This is a genomic window from Kitasatospora sp. NPDC058190, from assembly GCF_042883685.1.
GTDB lineage: Bacteria > Actinomycetota > Actinomycetes > Streptomycetales > Streptomycetaceae > Kitasatospora.
This window is the reverse complement of record NZ_JBHVVI010000079.1, coordinates 1-17,124: the sequence shown is the minus strand read 5'-3', so window position 1 is coordinate 17,124 and position 17,124 is coordinate 1. Positions and strand designations below refer to the sequence as shown.

Annotated in this window: 17 protein-coding genes; 6 read left to right on the top strand and 11 right to left on the bottom strand. The window is 72.8% G+C overall.

What is annotated here, in order from left to right; genetic code table 11:
- Positions 1-137: 137 nt before the first annotated feature.
- Positions 138-1,652, top strand: a complete 1,515-nt coding sequence (locus ACFVWU_RS30085) for an LCP family protein (protein WP_387626821.1) — start codon at positions 138-140, stop codon at positions 1,650-1,652.
- A 109-nt stretch (positions 1,653-1,761) separates the two neighbouring features.
- Here the strand turns inward: ACFVWU_RS30085 and ACFVWU_RS30080 are convergent, their stop codons facing one another.
- From ACFVWU_RS30080 to ssuE, 5 genes are all read right to left on the bottom strand, one after another.
- Positions 1,762-2,802, bottom strand: coding sequence for a glycosyltransferase family 2 protein (locus ACFVWU_RS30080; RefSeq protein WP_380613567.1), 1,041 nt, complete (start codon positions 2,800-2,802; stop codon positions 1,762-1,764).
- A 161-nt stretch (positions 2,803-2,963) separates the two neighbouring features.
- A complete protein-coding gene (locus tag ACFVWU_RS30075; protein WP_387626818.1) occupies positions 2,964-4,940 on the bottom strand; it encodes a hypothetical protein in 1,977 nt (658 codons plus the stop codon).
- Positions 4,941-5,120: 180 nt separating this feature from the next.
- Positions 5,121-7,688: an ABC transporter permease gene (locus ACFVWU_RS30070; RefSeq protein WP_387626815.1), complete on the bottom strand. Its 2,568-nt coding sequence runs from the start codon at positions 7,686-7,688 to the stop codon at positions 5,121-5,123.
- Between the two features lie 19 nt (positions 7,689-7,707).
- Entirely contained in the window at positions 7,708-8,493 is a 786-nt protein-coding gene (locus ACFVWU_RS30065) for an ABC transporter ATP-binding protein (RefSeq protein WP_270146623.1), read from the bottom strand.
- 255 nt (positions 8,494-8,748) lie between these two features.
- Complete coding sequence (gene ssuE, locus ACFVWU_RS30060; protein WP_387626812.1) at positions 8,749-9,303, bottom strand: NADPH-dependent FMN reductase; 555 nt, start codon at positions 9,301-9,303, stop codon at positions 8,749-8,751.
- 369 nt (positions 9,304-9,672) lie between these two features.
- On the opposite strand from ssuE, the gene ACFVWU_RS30055 reads away from it, so the two are divergent.
- Positions 9,673-10,950, top strand: a complete 1,278-nt coding sequence (locus ACFVWU_RS30055; RefSeq protein WP_387626809.1) for an LCP family protein — start codon at positions 9,673-9,675, stop codon at positions 10,948-10,950.
- 38 nt (positions 10,951-10,988) lie between these two features.
- A complete protein-coding gene (locus ACFVWU_RS30050; protein ID WP_387626806.1) occupies positions 10,989-11,453 on the top strand; it encodes a hypothetical protein in 465 nt (154 codons plus the stop codon).
- Positions 11,454-11,474: 21 nt separating this feature from the next.
- On the opposite strand, the gene ACFVWU_RS30045 is transcribed toward ACFVWU_RS30050, so the two are convergent.
- Positions 11,475-12,278, bottom strand: a complete 804-nt coding sequence (locus ACFVWU_RS30045; RefSeq protein ID WP_387626803.1) for an arylamine N-acetyltransferase — start codon at positions 12,276-12,278, stop codon at positions 11,475-11,477.
- A 159-nt stretch (positions 12,279-12,437) separates the two neighbouring features.
- Positions 12,438-12,932, bottom strand: coding sequence for a peptidylprolyl isomerase (locus ACFVWU_RS30040; RefSeq protein WP_387626800.1), 495 nt, complete (start codon positions 12,930-12,932; stop codon positions 12,438-12,440).
- Between the two features lie 164 nt (positions 12,933-13,096).
- Here ACFVWU_RS30040 and ACFVWU_RS30035 point away from each other — a divergent pair, with 164 nt between their 5' ends.
- Complete coding sequence (locus ACFVWU_RS30035; RefSeq protein ID WP_387626875.1) at positions 13,097-13,468, top strand: MerR family transcriptional regulator; 372 nt, start codon at positions 13,097-13,099, stop codon at positions 13,466-13,468.
- 5 nt (positions 13,469-13,473) lie between these two features.
- Here ACFVWU_RS30035 and ACFVWU_RS30030 read toward each other — a convergent pair whose 3' ends face one another.
- Entirely contained in the window at positions 13,474-13,923 is a 450-nt protein-coding gene (locus ACFVWU_RS30030; protein WP_387626797.1) for a MarR family winged helix-turn-helix transcriptional regulator, read from the bottom strand.
- A 97-nt stretch (positions 13,924-14,020) separates the two neighbouring features.
- Between ACFVWU_RS30030 and ACFVWU_RS30025 the strand changes: the two genes are divergently transcribed.
- Together ACFVWU_RS30025 and ACFVWU_RS30020 are read left to right on the top strand one after the other, a co-directional pair.
- Complete coding sequence (locus ACFVWU_RS30025) at positions 14,021-14,536, top strand: nuclear transport factor 2 family protein (protein ID WP_387626794.1); 516 nt, start codon at positions 14,021-14,023, stop codon at positions 14,534-14,536.
- 72 nt (positions 14,537-14,608) lie between these two features.
- Complete coding sequence (locus ACFVWU_RS30020; RefSeq protein ID WP_387626792.1) at positions 14,609-15,205, top strand: NAD(P)H-dependent oxidoreductase; 597 nt, start codon at positions 14,609-14,611, stop codon at positions 15,203-15,205.
- Positions 15,206-15,209: 4 nt separating this feature from the next.
- Here the strand turns inward: ACFVWU_RS30020 and ACFVWU_RS30015 are convergent, their stop codons facing one another.
- From ACFVWU_RS30015 to ACFVWU_RS30005, 3 genes are all read right to left on the bottom strand, one after another.
- Positions 15,210-15,677 carry a GNAT family N-acetyltransferase gene (locus tag ACFVWU_RS30015; RefSeq protein WP_387626789.1) on the bottom strand — a complete coding sequence of 156 codons (468 nt, stop codon included), beginning with the start codon at positions 15,675-15,677 and terminating at the stop codon, positions 15,210-15,212.
- 53 nt (positions 15,678-15,730) lie between these two features.
- A complete protein-coding gene (locus ACFVWU_RS30010; RefSeq protein ID WP_387626786.1) occupies positions 15,731-16,588 on the bottom strand; it encodes an oxidoreductase in 858 nt (285 codons plus the stop codon).
- 152 nt (positions 16,589-16,740) lie between these two features.
- The coding region (locus ACFVWU_RS30005; RefSeq protein ID WP_387626784.1) for an acyl-CoA dehydrogenase family protein at positions 16,741-17,124 on the bottom strand (384 nt) is incomplete at its 5' end.

Sequence of the window (17,124 nt, the reverse complement as noted above, 5' to 3'; positions counted from 1 at the left end):
GGGCTTTGCCCATCCATTGCTCTTTCGTGACGGATGTCATACCGGGAGCGATTCCCCCGTTCGGCTCGTCTAGTGTGTCCGGATCAGCCCGCTACCCGAGTGGGCCGCCCCGTGACCGGCCGGACGAAGGGAGCCGCGTGCAGCAGGACATACCGGAAACCGGCCAGGGCAACGGGGAGGACCGCCGGACGACCAGGCGCCGGGCGGCGGCCGCCGCCAAGCGGAACCGGCGCCGACGAATACTCAAGTGGACGGCCGGCACCGGCGCGCTGGTGATGGTCGCGGGCTGCGGCGGGGCGTACTACCTGTACCGGCACTTCAACGACAACCTGACCTCGGTCAAGGTCCAGCTGGGCGACGAGGCCGAGCGGCCCCGGGCCGCCGGGGACGCGCTGAACATCCTGGTGATCGGCACGGACAGCCGGCAGGGCCTCGGGCGCGAGTACGGCGACGAGGGCAGCACCGGGCACGCCGACACGACGCTGCTGTTCCACGTCGCCAAGGACCGCACCAACGCGACCGTGATCAGCATCCCGCGCGACCTGATGGTGCCGATCCCGGAGTGCCGGAGCGACCAGGGGAAGAAGATCCCCGGCTCGGCGCGGGAGATGTTCAACACCAGCCTGGGCCAGGACGGGCGCGACGCGGGCTGCACCTGGAAGACCGTCGAGAAGATGACCGGGATCCGGGTCGACCACTTCGTGCAGGTCAACTTCGAGGCGGTGAAGACCCTGTCCACCGCCGTCGGCGGCGTGGAGGTCTGCGCGGCCAAGGACATCGACGACAAGGACTCGCACCTGAAGATGCCCAAGGGCCGCCACACGGTCCAGGGCGAGGAGGCACTGGCCTTCGTCCGCACCCGGCACGCGGTCGGCTTCGGCGGCGACCTCACCCGGATCCCGCTCCAGCAGCAGTTCATCAGCTCGATGATCCGCAAGATCAAGAGCGACGACACCCTGACCAGCCCCACCAAGCTCTACAAGCTCGCGGACGCCGCCACCAAGGCGCTCACCGTGGACTCCGGCATCGGCAGCGTCGACAAGCTCAAGGACCTGGCGCAGGACATCAGCAAGGTGGACACCAGGAACATCACCTTCACCACCGTGCCGGTCCTGGACGACCCCAAGGACGACGACCGGCTGATCCTCAAGCAGCCCGACGCCGGGCAGGTGTTCTCGATGATCGCGGGCGACCGCTCGCTGACCGGGACGGCCACCCCGCCGGCGGCCGAGACCCCGGCCCCGGCCGCCCCCTCCTCCGCCGCCCCGTCCACCACCGCTCCGGCGGTGGACGCCAAGGACGTCCGGGTGACGGTGCGCAACGGCAGCGGGACGCGCGGGCAGTCCGGTCCGACGGTGGAGAAGCTGAAGGCCAAGGGCTTCGCCAGGGCCGCCGTCGCCTCCGACGCGGCGGTCACGGCGACCACCACGGTGTCGTACCCCGCCGGCCAGGAGGCCGGGGCCGCCGCGCTGGCCGCCGCCCTCGGACTGCCCGCGGACGCCGCACGGCAGGACCCGAAGGCGGACCCGAAGGGCGCACTGGTACTGGTGCTCGGCAAGGACGTCCTCGCGACCCCCGCCCAGGCACCGACGGAGGCGCCGAAGGACCTCCAGCGGGTGCAGGCGGACGACACCGACGTCTGCGCCAAGTAGTCGGCAGGGGGGCCTGGGTTCCGTCGCCATCGGTGAGGACGGCGGCCGGGCTCGCACCCGGACCGCGCTCAACCGCCCCCGGCGAAACCGGCGGTGGCGGTCACCGCCCTCAACCCGCCCGGGAGAGCACGTCCTTCGAGGACGGGCCGATGCTCCTTATCACCCGGCGGGCCAGTGAGCGGGGCGAGGTGATGAAGCCGAAGCCCCAGCTGAGGTGCATGGTCGCGAGCGCCACCGGCAGCAGCGCCTTGGCCTTGAGGGACAGGCCGCGGCCCTCGACCACCGCGCCGCCCAGGATGCCCAGCAGGTAGGCGCCGGGCACCGCGAGGAAGGCCGGGTGGACGGCGGCCCCGAGCACCAGCCCGAGCACGACCGCGAGCAGCGCGGACGGCGGGGCGAGGTAGCGCAGGTTGACCGAGCCGCGGTGGTAGCGGGTGACCACCCGGCGCCAGCGGCCGTAGTCCTTGTACTGCTTGGCCAGCGCCCGGACCGACGGCCGGGGTCGGTAGGTCACCCTGAGCTGCGGGGTGAACCAGACCAGCCCGCCGTCCTGGCGGATCCGGTAGTTCAGCTCCCAGTCCTGGGCGCGGATGAACTCCTCGTTGTAGCCGCCGAGCTTCTCCAGCACCTCCCGCCGGAACACCCCGAGGTAGACGGTGTCCGCCGGGCCGGCCAGGCCGCCGGTGTGGAAGGCCGCGTTGCCGACACCGATCTTGGAGGTCATCGCGGCCGCGACCGCGTGCTCCCACTCGGTCTCGCCCTCGGCGTGCATGATGCCGCCGACGTTGGCCGCGTCCATCTCGCCGAGCAGCCGGACCGCCGTGGTGATGTAGCCCGGGGTGAGCAGGCCGTGACCGTCCACGCGCACCACTATCGGGTGCTGCGAGCCCCGGATGGCGGCGTTCAGCCCCGCGGGGGTCCGGCCGGTGGGGTTCTCCACCGTGCGCACCCGCGGATCCTCGGCCACGAGCGCGGCCGCGATCTCGGCAGTACGGTCGGTGGAAGGGCCGAGGGCGATCACCACTTCCATCGGCCCGGGGTACTCCTGGTCCAGGATGCGCCGGACCGCCGTGCGCAGGTGTCGTTCCTCGTTGAGCACCGGCATGATCACGGAAACAGCCGGCAGCTCCTCAGCAGCCTTGGTGTTCATCGGGGCCAACCGTACCGGTGCCGACGCGTCTCCGTCTTGTCCCGGTCTGGGTGGCCTCGGGCACCCCGAAGGGCGGTACCGGCGCTGTGATCACGCCCACCGTACCGCTCCGTTCCCCCCGGCCCGAATCGGAGTGGGAACGGTGCAGGTTCGGGGCAGGTTCAGAGCCAGTGGTGAACGACGGTGAACAGCGCGAAGCCGGCCACCGAAAGGGTGTTCACCAGGCGCTGCGGACGGCCCAGCCGGTCCGGCAGCACCTGCTTGGGGCGCAGGTCGGGGCGGTGGGCGGCGGTGGCGACCATCCGGGCCAGCTCCACCGGGTCGTACCGCTCGCCGAGGTGGCGGGCCAGCCGGGACATCGGCCAGCCGGCCACGGAGAGGTCCTCGCCGCCGCGCAGCCGGATGATCAGCCGCCGGCGGTGCACGGCGGCGGCGGTGATCTGCTGCCACCGGAAGTGGCGGACGCGCAGCGCGGTGGCCACCCGCAGGCCGTCCCGGTCGGCCACGATCTGCCAGGACAGCGCGTGGCCGCAGGCGAGGATCGCCGAGGAGCCGAACCAGAGCGGGCGCACCAGCCCCTGCCACCAGCCGTCGCCGCTCAGGAACACCACGGCGGCGCCGAGCAGCAGCGCCATCGCGGGCCCGGGCAGTACGCGCAGCGGTACGGGTATCTCCCAGCGGCGGGCGGCCACCGGTCGGGCGTCCGGTCCGGCCGGGTGGGCGGCGGCCACCGTCTCGGCGGTGAGCTCGGCGACGGCGAGTTCCTGTTCGTGCGCGTACTCGGCCTTGCGGTTCGACCGCGGGGCCCGGGCGACGGCGGCGACCTCGGCGGCCACCCAGTGCGGGTCGTGGTCCAGCAGTCCGGGGCGGACCAGGAGCTGCCGGTCCGGGCCGTCCGGGCCGCGGTAGAGCACGGCGGGGACGCTGCGGCCGGTCCGGGCCAGCCGCGCGACGGCCTGCGCGGGGGTCGGCCGGTCGTAGGGCCCGGCCCCGTCGGACGGTGGCTCGGAGTCGGGATACTCGCCCTCGCCCTCGATCTTCATGGACTCGGGCACCCAGGCCGGGCCCTCGCCGTCCGGGTCGCCGTACGGGGACCACAGGTAGCGGTCGCGCTCGACCACGCGCCAGAGCGCGGGTCCGTCCGGCGGGCCGTCCAGCGGCAGCACCAGCAGGTCGCCGCGGGCGTCGGCGCGGACCCGGACGGCCAGGGCGGGCGCGGAGCCCTCGTAGGCGGGCCGGGCCCGGCGGGCGTTCGCGGCGGCGGCCGAACCGAGCAGCAGGACGCCGAGCAGGGCGCTCAGGCCACCGAAGGCCATCTCGCCGGAGAGGTCGTAGTCGTCGCCGGCGGCGCGCACGGAGTCGCCGTTCACCAGCAGCGTGACGGGCTCGCCGGGCTGCGGCTGCCGCTGCCACCGGACGTCCAGGGCCGCGGTGCGCTCCGGGCCGCCGCCGGGCGGCTGGAAGCGGACGGTCAGCACGCCGTCCCGGTCGGTCGACAGGGCGGTGCCGTACACCCCGGTGGCCTGCCGGTCGGCGGCCCGCTGCCCGGCCTGCGCCCAGAGGCCGTACAGCGGGAGTGCCAGGGCGGCCAGGAGCAGCAGGCCGCCGAGGACGCGGCGGCCGGCCGGCGGGTCCTCGGGCCGGACGGGCGAGGGCGCCCCGGCGGCCGTCCACGGGAAGGGGACGGGCGGGGCCGCCAGTTCGTCCAGCTGCTGGCGGGCGCGGCGGCGGCCGAGTTCGGCGCCGATCAGCACGGCGGCGAGCAGCAGGTTCATCAGGACGGCCGACCAGCGGCCGAGCGGGGAGACCAGGCCGCCGGGGGCGTACCAGAGCACCGCCAGGGCGACCGGGGGGACCAGCGCCCGGATCCGGGGCTTGGCGATCAGCAGGACCACCTCGGCCAGCACCGTCCAGAACGCCAGTGCGGAGCCCCAGGTGTCCTGGCAGATGCCCTGGACGTCGCAGCCGCCGGTGTCGGTCGGTTCCACGGCCGTGGCCAGGGCGAGGAAGGCGGCCGGGGCGAGCGCGAGCCAGCGGGTGTCCAGCCGCCAGGCGGTCCGGGCGGCGCGCCAGCGGGCGGCCGCGGCGGCGGTGAGGGGCGCGGCGCTGGGCAGGGGCGGGGCGTCCGAGGGGAGCATGCGGCGATCATCCCAGCATCGGATGATCGTCTCGGCCGTCCGGTGGCCGTCCATGCCGCAGGGGCCGGGCGCTGTGCGCCCGGCCCCTGACCCCCGTTCCCCCCGGTTTCCCCCGTTCCCCCGTTCCCCCGTTCCCCCGTTCCCCCGTGAGGGTTCGCCCCGGCGTCCCCCGCCGCCGGGTCAGTCCGTCGCGATGGCCGCGAGGACGTTCATGCGTCCGGCCCGGAAGGCCGGGACGAGTGCGGCGACCAGGCCGATCACCACCGAGGAGACCAGCGTCACCGCGATCACGGTGGTCGGGACGGAGAGCGTCCCGAGCCCCTGGTCCCGCAGCACCCGCTGGGCGGTGATGCCCCAGGCCAGGCCCAGCCCGGTGCCGAGGACGGCGCCGAACACCGCGATCACCACGGACTCCAGCCGGATCATCCGGCGCAGCTGGCGGCGGGAGAGCCCGATCGCCCGCAGCAGGCCGATCTCGCGGGTCCGCTCGACCACCGACAGCGCCAGGGTGTTGACCACGCCGAGCACGGCGACGGTGATCGACAGGCCGACCAGTCCGTAGATCAGGTAGAGCAGGGTGTTGACCTGGGACTGCACCAGCTCCTTGTAGCCGGCCTGGTCCTTGACGGTCAGCTGCGGGTACTGCTTGAGCGCGTCCTCCAGGGCGGTGAGCGTCTTGGCGACGTCGGTGCCGGCGGAGGCCTTGGCGAAGAAGGTCCAGACCGGCGGCTGCTCGGCGGCCGGGACGACCTCGGTCACGGTGTCGAGGCCGACGAAGGTGCCGTCGCCCAGCAGCCCGCCCTTCTGGAAGACCACGCCCACCGGCAGGGTCTGGGTGCGGCCCTTGCCGTAGTCGACGGTCAGCCGGTCGCCGACCTTCAGGTTGTGGTCCTTGGCGAAGGTCTCGCCGATCCCCAGCGAGCCGTGCCCGACCGAGTCCACCGCGCCGGCGGTGACCGTGGGGTGGAAGTCGGTGCCGAAGAAGCTGGTCGGCACGGCGGTCAGGTCCGTCCTGGCGCTCTGCCCGTCCGGCAGTTGGACCTTGGTGCGCTTGAACTCCTCCTGGGTGGTGACGTGGTCGATGCCCGGGGTCCGCTTCACCGCGTCCATCATGTCGGTGGTGACCGGGGTGCGGCCGCCCGAGATGATGTAGTCCACGCCCACCGACTTGTCGATCTGCGCGCTGGCCGAGGTGACGGCCGAGGAGCTGAACACCGACGAGCCGATCACCAGCGCCAGCCCGATCATCAGCGCGGCGGCGGTGGCGCCGGTGCGGCGCGGGTTGCGCATCGCGTTGCGCTGGGCGAGCTTGCCGGAGGGCCCGAACAGGGCCGGGAGCAGGGCCCCGAGCACCTTGATGACGACGGTGGCCAGCAGCGGGCCGAGCACCACGAAGCCGACCAGGGTGAGCAGCAGGCCCAGGCCCAGGTACTGGCCGCCGGTGGCCGCCTTGTCCGCCGAGCCGGCGAGCACCAGCAGGCCGGCGCCGCCCGCGGTGAGCAGCAGGCCGAGGATCGTCCGGACGATGTTGGAGCGGGCCTCGGCCGGGGTGCCGTGGTCGCGCAGGGCGGCCATCGGGGCGATCCGGCTGGCCCGGCGGGCCGGGATCCAGGCCGCGATGACGGTGATCAGGATGCCCACCGCGTAGCCGGCCACGAAGACGTCGGGACCGATCTCCAGGTCGCTCGCCTTGAGGTCCATGCCGATCGCGTTCATCAGCTTGATCAGGCCGACCGCGACGCCCAGGCCGACCGCCACGCCGAGGGTCGAGCCGAGCACGCCCAGGATCAGCGCCTCCACCAGCACCGAGCCGTTCACCTGGCGGCGGCTGCCGCCGATGGCGCGCAGCAGGCCGATCTCGCGGGTGCGCTGGGCGACCAGCATCGAGAAGGTGTTGATGATCAGGAAGCCGCCGACGATCAGCGAGATGCCGGCGAAGCCGAGCATCGCGTACTTCATGAAGTTGAGGCCGCTGCCGATCGTCTTGGTGTTCTGGTCCTTCTGCTCGGCCGCGGTCTTGATCTCGTAGCCGCTGCCGACCTTGGCGAGGGCGTCGGCCTTGAGCTGGTCGTCGCTGCGGCTGCCGTCGCCGAAGGCCTCGACGGTGGTGTAGGCCTGCTCGCCGAGCAGCACCTGCTGGGCGGTCGGGGTGTCCAGGAAGGCCAGCGCCGCGCCCGGGTTGGTGGTGGTGAAGGTGGCGATGCCGACGATCGTGTACGGGTGCTGGCCGCCGGCGTTGTCGACCCGGAGCTTGTCGCCGAGGCCGAGCTTGGCCTTCTTGGCGGTGTCCGCGTCCAGCACCAGCTCGCCGGAGCCCTGCGGGACGTGGCCCGAGGTGATCTTCACCGGGTTGCGCGGGGTGTCGGTCCAGTTGCCGACCAGGGTCGGCGCGCCGCTGGTCGGGCCGACCAGCTTGTTGGTGGCCGGGTTGACCAGGATCGCGTTGCCGACCATGACCTGGCCGACGGCGGTCCTCACCCCGGGCACCGCGGCGACCTGCTGGGCGAGCGAGACCGGAACGGTCGGCGTCTTGTCGCTGTCCTGCCGGTCGTCCTCGGCCGGCGTGGGCGGCTGGACCGAGATGTCCGAGGCGGTCGCGGCGAACAGCTTGGAGAAGGTGCTGGTGGCGGTGTTGGAGAACACCAGGGTGCCGGACACGAAGGCGACCGACAGCACGACGGCGACGAGCGAGAGCGCCATCCGGCCCTTGTGGGCGAAGAAGCTCCGCAGTGAGGTCTTGAGCAGCATGGTGAGGTCGTCCCGCCGCTCAGCTGGTGCGCTTGCCGTCGAAACGGCGCATGCGTTCGAGGACGGAGTCGGCGGTCGGCGCGTGCATCTCGTCGACGATCACGCCGTCGGCGAGGAAGAGCACGCGGTCCGCGTAGCCGGCGGCGACCGGGTCGTGGGTGACCATGACCATGGTCTGGCCCAGCTCGTCCACCGAGCGGCGCAGGAAGGTCAGCACCTCGGCGCCGGCCCGGGAGTCCAGGTTCCCGGTGGGCTCGTCGCCGAAGATGATCTCGGGGCGGGCGGCCAGGGCCCGGGCCACCGCGACGCGCTGCTGCTGGCCGCCGGAGAGCTGGGTGGGGCGGTGCTTGAGCCGGCCGGCCAGGCCGACGGTCTCCACCACCTGGTCCAGCCAGGCCTGGTCGGGCCTGCGCCCGGCGATGTCCATCGGGAGCGTGATGTTCTCCAGCGCGTTCAGGGTCGGCAGCAGGTTGAACGCCTGGAAGATGAAGCCGATCTTGTCGCGGCGCAGCCTGGTCAGCTGCTTGTCCTTGAGGCCGGTGATCTCCGTGTCGCCGATCCAGATCCGACCGCCGCTGACCGTGTCCAGGCCGGCCAGGCAGTGCATCAGCGTCGACTTGCCGGAGCCGGAGGGGCCCATGATCGCGGTGAAGCGGCCGCGCTGGATGTCCACGTCGACCGCGTCCAGGGCGGTCACCTTGGTCTCGCCCGAGCCGTACGCCTTGGTGACCTGACGGGCCGACGCGGCGACGGCGGACGGTCCGCCGGGAAGCTGGGGGTCGTACACGGCTGCTGCCGTCGTCACTGGAGTCTCCTAAGAAGTGGGCCCACCCGTTGGCCCCACCCTGCCGACGCGGTCGGCCGCGGACCCGACGGAGTCGGGCCGCGTTCGGGCGGATGAGGACGTGAGATCCACGGTAGGAGTCGGTTGCGGGCCGCTCGTCCTCCGTCGGAATGAAGCGGTGCAACCAAGGTTCTACGGGGTGCGGCGCCCCCTCCCCCTAGGGGGCGCCGCGGGCCGTCTCGGGGTCGCCCCGTACGGGGTCGCGCCGGCCGCTGCTCAGCCGGTCAGCGCGGGTGCGGCCAGCCGTTCCAGGGCGTCGGCGAAGCCCGCCACGACGGGGGCCAGCAGGGCGTCGGTCTCGCGCTCGACCAGGGTGGTGCCGTCCTCCCCGGCGGTGATGTGGCGGTCGAGCACGAACCAGCCCTGGGTGATGTGGCCGGCGCCCATCGAGCTGAGCACCGGGCGCAGCGCGTAGTCGACCGCGAGGACGTGCGCGGGCGAGCCGCCGGTGGCCAGTGGCAGGACGGCCTTGCCGGTGAGCGCGTACTGCGGGAGCACGTCCAGCAGGGCCTTCAGCAGGCCCGAGTAGGCGGCCTTGTAGACGGGGGTGCCGATGACCACGCCGTCGGCGCGGGCGAACAGCTCGGTGACGGCGGCGATCTCGGGGTGGTCGAAGTCGCCCGACAGCAGCGCGTGCGCGGGCAGGCTGCGGGCCTCGAAGGGGATGACGTGGTGGCCGCGGTCGGCGAGGCGGGCGTCGACGTGGCGCAGCAGGCGGGTGGTGCGGGAGGTGGCGGACGGGGAGCCGGAAACGGACAGGACGGTGGCCATGGTTCACCTCTGGCTGGAAGCGGGGCGGCTCTTCGAAACGGCGCCGCAGCGGGCGGGGCGCTGCGGTTCGGTGCTCGGAAGGGGGCGTCTCGACGGGCGCGAGGCGCGAGTGTCAGCCGCGACAGAGCGAACAGGCCACCCCACGCCGCAGGTCGACGTGCCGCCGACGCGTGAGTGCCCAACGCTGATCCATGCCTGAAATGCAAACACGCTGTGTTCGAGGCGGTCAAGAATCGTTTCGGCAGCCGGAACGCGGGTGACGGGACGTTTCAGCGGAACGATCCGGGACGTGCATCAAAACTGCTACAAGAGGCCTGGTGGGGCCCCCGGGGGGAGTCAGGCCGAGCGGGGTCGGGCATCCTCGACGGCATGAACACGTGGCAGGAGGGCCGCCCGGGCGGCGGCGGGAACCCGTACGGAGGCAACGGCGGAGGCGGGGCGGCGGCCGAGCCGCCGCTGCCGTCCTCGCTGAACCCGCGCGGGCCGGGGGCGCCCGCGCCGCGGCAGCCCGAGCCGTCCCGGTACGGCGGCGTCCCGCCGCAGGGCGTGCCCGGTGGCCCGGGCCGGCCCGGCGGTCCGGGTGGTCCCGGCCGGCCCGGCGGTCCGGGTGGTCCCGGCGGCCCGGCCGGTGCGCGGCCGGCCGGTGCCCAGGCCAAGCGCTGGCCGCGGCGGCGGATCGTCAAGTGGTCGGTCTTCGGCGTGCTGATCGCCGTGATGGTGACCGCCGTCTCCACCTACTTCTGGGCGGACTCCAAGCTCAACCACGAGAACGTGCTGGCCGACTACCCGGGCCGCCCGGCGGAGGGCAAGGGCACCAACTGGCTGATCGTCGGCTCGGACAGCCGCGAGGGCCTCACCGATGCCCAGATGGAGGACATGCACACCGGCCACGACGTCGAGGGCAAGCGCAGCGACTCGATGATGATCCTGCACATCGGGGACCACGGGAACACCCTGATGAGCATCCCGCGCGACTCCTGGGTGCCGATACCGGAGTTCAAGACGAGCGGTGGGAAGACCGTCAAGGCCACCACCTCGAAGATCAACTCGGCCTTCGCCACCGGCAACGGCCGGCTCCTGGCGCAGACCGTCGAGATGAACACCGGCATCCACATCGACCACTACGCCGAGATCGGCTTCACCGGCTTCGTCGGCATCGTGGACTCCATCGGTGGCGTCGAGATGCACATCGACCAGGACGTCAAGGACAAGGACTCCGGGCTCGACCTCAAGGCCGGCGACCAGACCCTCAACGGGAAGCAGGCCCTCGCCTTCGTCCGCCAGCGCCACCAGATGGCCGACCAGGACCTCGGCCGGATGCGCAACCAGCAGAAGTTCCTCGGCGCCCTCGCCCACCAGGCCGCCTCCCCGGGCAACGTGCTCAACCCGTTCACCTTCTACCCGCTGGTCGACTCGGCGCTCGGCACCCTGATCGTCGACGACGACTGCGGGCTGACCGACCTGGGCTCGCTCTTCCTCGCCATGAAGGACGTCAACGGCGGCAACGGCAAGACCATGACCGTCCCGGTCGGCAACGCGGACTACCACACCAAGACCGGCGAGTCCGCGGTGCAGTGGGACGCCGGCAAGTCCAAGCAGGTCTTCGACGCCTTCAAGAACGACACCGCGGTGCCGGACTTCAAGTAACCGGCGACTCCGGGCGACCAGCCCGCCACAATGGGTGAATGCCCCTCGTCACCGCACTCGTCTACCGCCGACGCCACCGCCTCCTGGGCCGCCTGGTCCAGGAGGCGCTCGCGCTCTACGGCATGGAGGTGCCGGCCGCCTGCGAGATCGGGCCCGGACTCACCGTGTTCCACCGCGGCTTCGGCACCGTGCTGCACCCGTACACCACGCTCGGCGCGAACGTGACGCTCTACAACGGCGTGACCGTCGGCCGGGCCGACCCGTGGGTGCCGCAGGAGCGCAGCACGATGCGGCGGGTGGTGGTCGAGGACGGCGCGGTGCTGTGCGCGGGCGCCAAGGTGGTGTGCAAGGACGGCGTGCTGACCGTGGGCGCGGGCACCGTCGTCGGCGCCAACGCGGTGCTCACCCGCTCGACCGGGCCGGGCGAGATCTGGGCCGGGGCGCCCGCCCGCAAGGTGGGCGTGCGGGAAGGGACTTGGGCGCCCGGCTCCGCCCCCGCCTGACGGCACACCACCGCCCCGGCGTCAGGCGGACGGAGGGGTCGGCAGCCGGTCGAGCACGATCCCGAAGTGCTCCCGGTACGCGGACAGCGCCCCGGCGTCGGTGAGTTGCTCCTCGGTGCGGCCGCCGTCGGGGGCGGTCCGGATCAGCCGGGTGCCGCTGAGGGTGGTCCGGCCGCCGTCCGGGGCGAGCAGCGAGCAGGTGGCCGACCGGGTGAAGTGGGACTGCGGCGAGGTGGTCTGCCACCAGCAGGTCGGCCCGAAGTCGGCCAGTCGGTACGGGCGCTGGTCGAGCCGGTACTGCGGCACGCCGTCCAGTCGTACGTCCAGCTCGCCGTGGTCGCCGTACGGACTGATCACGACCGTGCCGTGCGGGTCGGGCTGGGCGCCGCGCTCGTCCAGGCGCAGCGGGAGCAGGCTGAACCGGCCGAACCCCACGTCGACCAGCCAGGGTTCGTCCAGGTCGACCCGCAGCGCCAGGTGGTCGAACGGCGGCCCGGGCCGCTCCCCGTCGAAGACCCGGGCGGCCAGCAGGCTCACCCGGTACCCCAGTGTGCGCAGCAACTCGGCGAAGGCGCCGTTGAGTTCGTAGCAGAAGCCGCCGCGCCGCCGGTCCACCAGCTTCGCCACCAGGGCGGCCGGCTCCAGCACCACGGGTTCGCCGAGGTGGATGCTCAGGTTCTCGAACGGGACCGCCCGCAGGTGGGCCCGCTGCAGCAGCGCCAGGCCCTCCGCCGTGGGCGGCCCGGGCTCCGTCACGCCGATCCGCTCCAGGTACGCCGCCCGTACGGCCGGTGCCAGCCCCTCGTACGCCTTCTCGTGATCCACCCGCCCATTCCACCCGGGCGGCGGGCGATCGACCATCGGTCCTTCGTCCTAGGGCCCGCCACGGGTGGGCGGGCACACCACCGCCCCGGAGCGGAAGGTCGGCAGGTCCGACTCCCCGCTCCGGGGCGGTGGGTTGTCACCGGTCCCGGAGGACGGTGATCAGGCGATCTCGCCGGACTTGGCGATGGTGATCTTGGCCGAGGTGCGGCCGCTCTGCGAGCCGAGACCCTCGATCTTCTTCACCAGGTCCATACCCTCGACGACCTCGCCGAAGACGACGTGCTTGCCGTCCAGCCAGTCGGTGACGATGGTGGTGATGAAGAACTGCGAACCGTTGGTGTTGCGACCGGCGTTGGCCATCGAGAGCAGACCCGGGCGGTCGTGCTTCAGCTCGAAGTTCTCGTCCGCGAACTTCTCGCCGTAGATGCTCTTGCCACCGGTGCCGTTGTGGTTGGTGAAGTCACCGCCCTGCAGCATGAAGGCGGGGATCACGCGGTGGAAGCCGGAGCCCTCGTAGCCGAAGCCGTTCTGGCCGGTGGCCAGCTCGCGGAAGTTGCGGGCGGTCTTCGGGACGACGTCGTCGAAGAGCTTGAAGACGATGCGGCCGGCCGGCTCGTCGTTGATGGTGATGTCGAAGAAAACGTTGGAACCCATGCAGGGATCATGGCACGAGCGGCCCGCCGTCGCTCGCCACCCCCGGAGCGCACGAGGTCGGATCGGCGTGTTATCCGGCGGGCGCCGGGCGGAAGCTACCATCGATGTCCGGTTCGCTTGAGCGACTCGACGGGCGCTTCGACCGGGACGACGGGGTGGACGGCATGCGGATCGGTGAACTGGCCCGGCGGACGGGCGTGAGCGAGCGCTCGCTGCGGTACTACGAGCAGCAGGGCCTGCTGCTCGCGCAACGCACCCAGGGCGGCCACCGGGAGTACCCGGAGACGGCGGTGGACCGAGTGGTCCACATCCAGGAGCTGTTCGCGGCCGGGCTGCACAGTCGCACCATCCACAAGATCCTGCCCTGCATGCGGGACTCCGACGGCGGCCCGAACAGGACTGCCACGCCGCTGCTGGTCCAGGAGCTCACCGCGGAGCGTGACCGGATCGACCGGATGATCACCGACCTGCTGCGCTCGCGGGAGGTGCTGGACGAGGTGATCGCCGGCGCCTCCGGGAAGTCGGCGGCGGCGTAGGGGGCTCAGGCCTTGAGCTTGCGCCAGACCGTCTCCAGGGCGGCGATGTCCGCCTCGTCCAGCCGCTCGGTGAAGACCGGCGCGAGGACGGCCCGCCGGGTGGCGTCGGCCTCGGCGAAGACGGCGCGGCCCTGCTCGGTCAGCTCGATCCGCACCGAGCGCGCGTCCGAGGCGGAGGGCGCGCGGGACACCAGCCCGCGCCCCGCCAGGGCGTCCACGACCCGGGAGACCTGGCTGCGGCTGAGCATGGTCTTCGCGCCGAGGTCGGAGGCGGCCACCGGCTCCCGCTGGCCGTTCAGCCAGAGCATCACCTCGAACCAGGACAGCGGCAGCCCGTGCGCCCGGGTGAGCTCCCGGTCGATCCGGGCGGCGAGGGTGGTTCCCGCCCAGACCAGGCCGTAGAAGGCGTGGTCCTGCTCCGACAGCGGGCCCAGGGTGAGATCAGCACGGTCCATGGCGTTCATCGTACCGAGGTTGCGTGCGTGCGCACACAGTTCTAGTGTGTGCGTGCGCACGCAACATGCATCCCCACCACGCCGAGAGGGCCGAAACATGTCCGAGCACACCACCCCCGCCGAGCAGGCCGACCTCGACCGGCTGCGCGCCACGCTGACCGCCGCGGCCGGCGAGAACCGGGCCCGCGCCTTCCTCTACCGCTGGCTGGAGCTGCTGGAGCGGACCACCGGCGACGCCGAGCCGCTGCGCGAACTGCTCGCCGACGACCTGACGATGACCTTCCCCGACGGGCGGGCGCTGCACAGCTACGAGGAGGTCGCCGCCTGGTACGCGGGCACCCGCGAGGCGGTCCAGCTCAGCCTGCACCACGTCCGCGAGCTGACCGTCACCCCGGGGCCCGGCCGGACGTACGACCTGGCCATCGACTTCGACTGGCAGGGCATCGCCAAGGACGGCCGCCCGATGACGGCCCGGACCCGGCACCAGTGGACCCTGACCGACACCGGCGAGCCCCACCTGCGGCTCTCCCGCTTCGCGGTCACCGCCGTCGAGCCCTTCACCCCGGTCCCGGCCGCGCAGGCGCTCGCGCACTGCACGGCCGCCCGCTCCTGAGGCCCGTCCGGCCCCGCAACCCCCGGCGGCACCAGTAGCATCGGCCTCCAACCACCTTGAGGGGGGCGGAACATGAAGCGGATCGGGGTCTACCTGGCGCATCCACGGCCGAGCAGCTTCAACCACGCGCTGTACCAGGCCGTGGTGGACGAGCTGCGCGGGCGCCGCTGCGAGGTACGGGCACACGACCTGTACGCCGAGGGGTTCGCGCCGCTGCTCACCGCCGAGGAGACCGGCACGGTGGCCGACGCCGGGGCCACCACCGACCCCCAACTCGCCCTGCACCGCGCCGAGGTGGCCACCCTGGACGCGCTGGTGCTGATCCACCCCAACTGGTGGGGCATGCCGCCCGCCGTGCTGACCGGCTGGGTGCAGCGGGTGCTGGCCCCCGGCGTCGCCTACAAGCTCGGCACCGCCGACGGCGAGCCGGCCGGACTGCTGCGGGCCGGGCGGGCCCTGGTGCTGAACACCTCGGACACCCCCGGGACCCGGGAGCGCGAGGAGTTCGGCGACCCGCTGGAACGGATCTGGGCGGCCTGCGTGCTGCCGTACGTCGGCGTCACCGACGTCCGGCGGACGGTGTTCCGCACCGTCACCGACTCCCCCGCCGACGAGCGGGCCGAGTGGCTGCGGCAGGCCCGGGAGCAGGCCGCCGCACTGCTCGACTGAGGCCTCACAGCTCGACCTCCGCCACCTCCTGTTCGCCGCTCAGCTCGCCGGTCGGGCGGAAGCCCAGCCGGGCGTAGAACCCGGCCGGGCCGTCCGGGCCCGGGTGGTAGGTGACCGTTGCGCGGGTGCCGCCGCGGCGGCGGATCTCCGCGCAAACCTGCTCGACGGCGAACCGGCCGTAGCCGCCGCGCTGCTGCCCGGCGTCCACCAGCAGGCGCCAGAGGCCGGAGCGGGGGCGGTCGCCGGGCCGCTCCGGGTCGAAGCGGACGTCGAAGAAGGCCATCACGAAGCCGACCGGCCGGCCGCCGTCCAGGATCAGCCGGGGCCAGGCCGTCTCCCCGTACACGTACGCCTCGGCCAGCGACGTCGCCACCGGTGTGACCAGGCCCTCCTGGTCCGGGCGCACCCGCAGGTCGAGGGCGGCGTCGATGTTGTCGGGGGTGAGCACGGCGAGGCTGAGCGTGGAGGACATGGCGGGCAGCCTAGGCAGTCCGGCCGCCCGCCGTCGCGGGGATTCCCGCGGTGTTACGCCCCCGCCGGGAAGTCGGTGGCGCGGCCCACCGCCGCCCAGGCCTCGGCCTCGCTGCGCGCGCCGTCCAGCTTGTCGAGGATCGCGTCCACGGCGTCGGTGCCGAGCGCGAGCCGCAGCGGGGTCTGCTCGGCGTCCAGCGCGGTCAGGATCGCCTCGGCGGCCTTCACCGGGTCGCCCGCCTGCTTGCCGTCGGAGTCCGGCAGGCCGGTGCGGACCGGGCCGACCACCGGCTCGTAGGCGTCGATCGGGGCGGAGTGGGCGAGCGCGCCGCCGCCCGCGAAGCCGGTCCGGAACGCGCCCGGCTCGACGATCAGCACCTTGATCCCGAAGCCGGCCACCTCCTGGGCCAGCGCCTCCGACAGCCCCTCCAGGGCGAACTTGGTGGCCGAGTAGGCGCCGACACCGGGGAAGGAGAACCGGCCGCCCATGCTGCTCATCTGCACCACGGCGCCCGAGCCCTGGGCCCGCATGTGTGGCAGCACGGCCCGGGTGAGCGCGGCCGGACCGAAGAAGTGCAGGTCCATGAGGTCCCGCAGCTCGCGGTCGGTGGTCTCCTCCACGGCGCCGATCACGCCGCGCCCGGCATTGTTCACCAGGACGTCGATCCGGCCGAGCCGGGACACGGCCTCCTCGATGACGGCGGGGATCTGCTCCTGGTCGGTGACGTCCAGCCGGACCGGGACGACCCGGCCGGGGTGGGCGGCCTCCAGCTCGGCCAGCGCCTCGGGGCGCCGGGCGGCGGCGACCACGGTGTCGCCGGCGGCGATGGCGGCCTCGGCGATGGCCTGGCCGAAGCCGGAGTTGGCACCGGTGATCAGCCAGACCCTGCCGGTGGTCTCGTGGGCGGTCATCTGCATTCCTCCGTACTCAGCTGCACTACAGGAAAGTTGACGATCATTTATACGACACCGCCGCGGCCGGCGGTCAGGCCCGCCCGGAAACGCCGGAGCCCCCGGCCGATCGGAATCGGTCGGGGGCTCCGAGGAGTTCGAGGTCGGACCCGTTACGGGAGGTTGCGGGCCATCACGATGCGCTGGACCTGGTTGGTGCCCTCGTAGATCTGGGTGATCTTCGCGTCACGCATCATCCGCTCCACCGGGTAGTCCCGGGTGTAGCCGTAACCACCCAGCAGCTGCACCGCGTCCGTGGTCACCTCCATCGCCACGTCCGACGCGAAGCACTTCGCCGCCGCACCGAAGAACGTCAGATCCGCGTCCCCGCGCTGCGACTTCGCCGCCGCCACGTACGTCATCTGCCGCGCGGCCTCCAGCTTCATCGCCATGTCCGCCAGCATGAACTGCACACCCTGGAACTCCGCGATCGCCTTGCCGAACTGCCGACGCTCCTGGACATAGCCCTTCGCGTAGTCCAGCGCACCCTGCGCGAT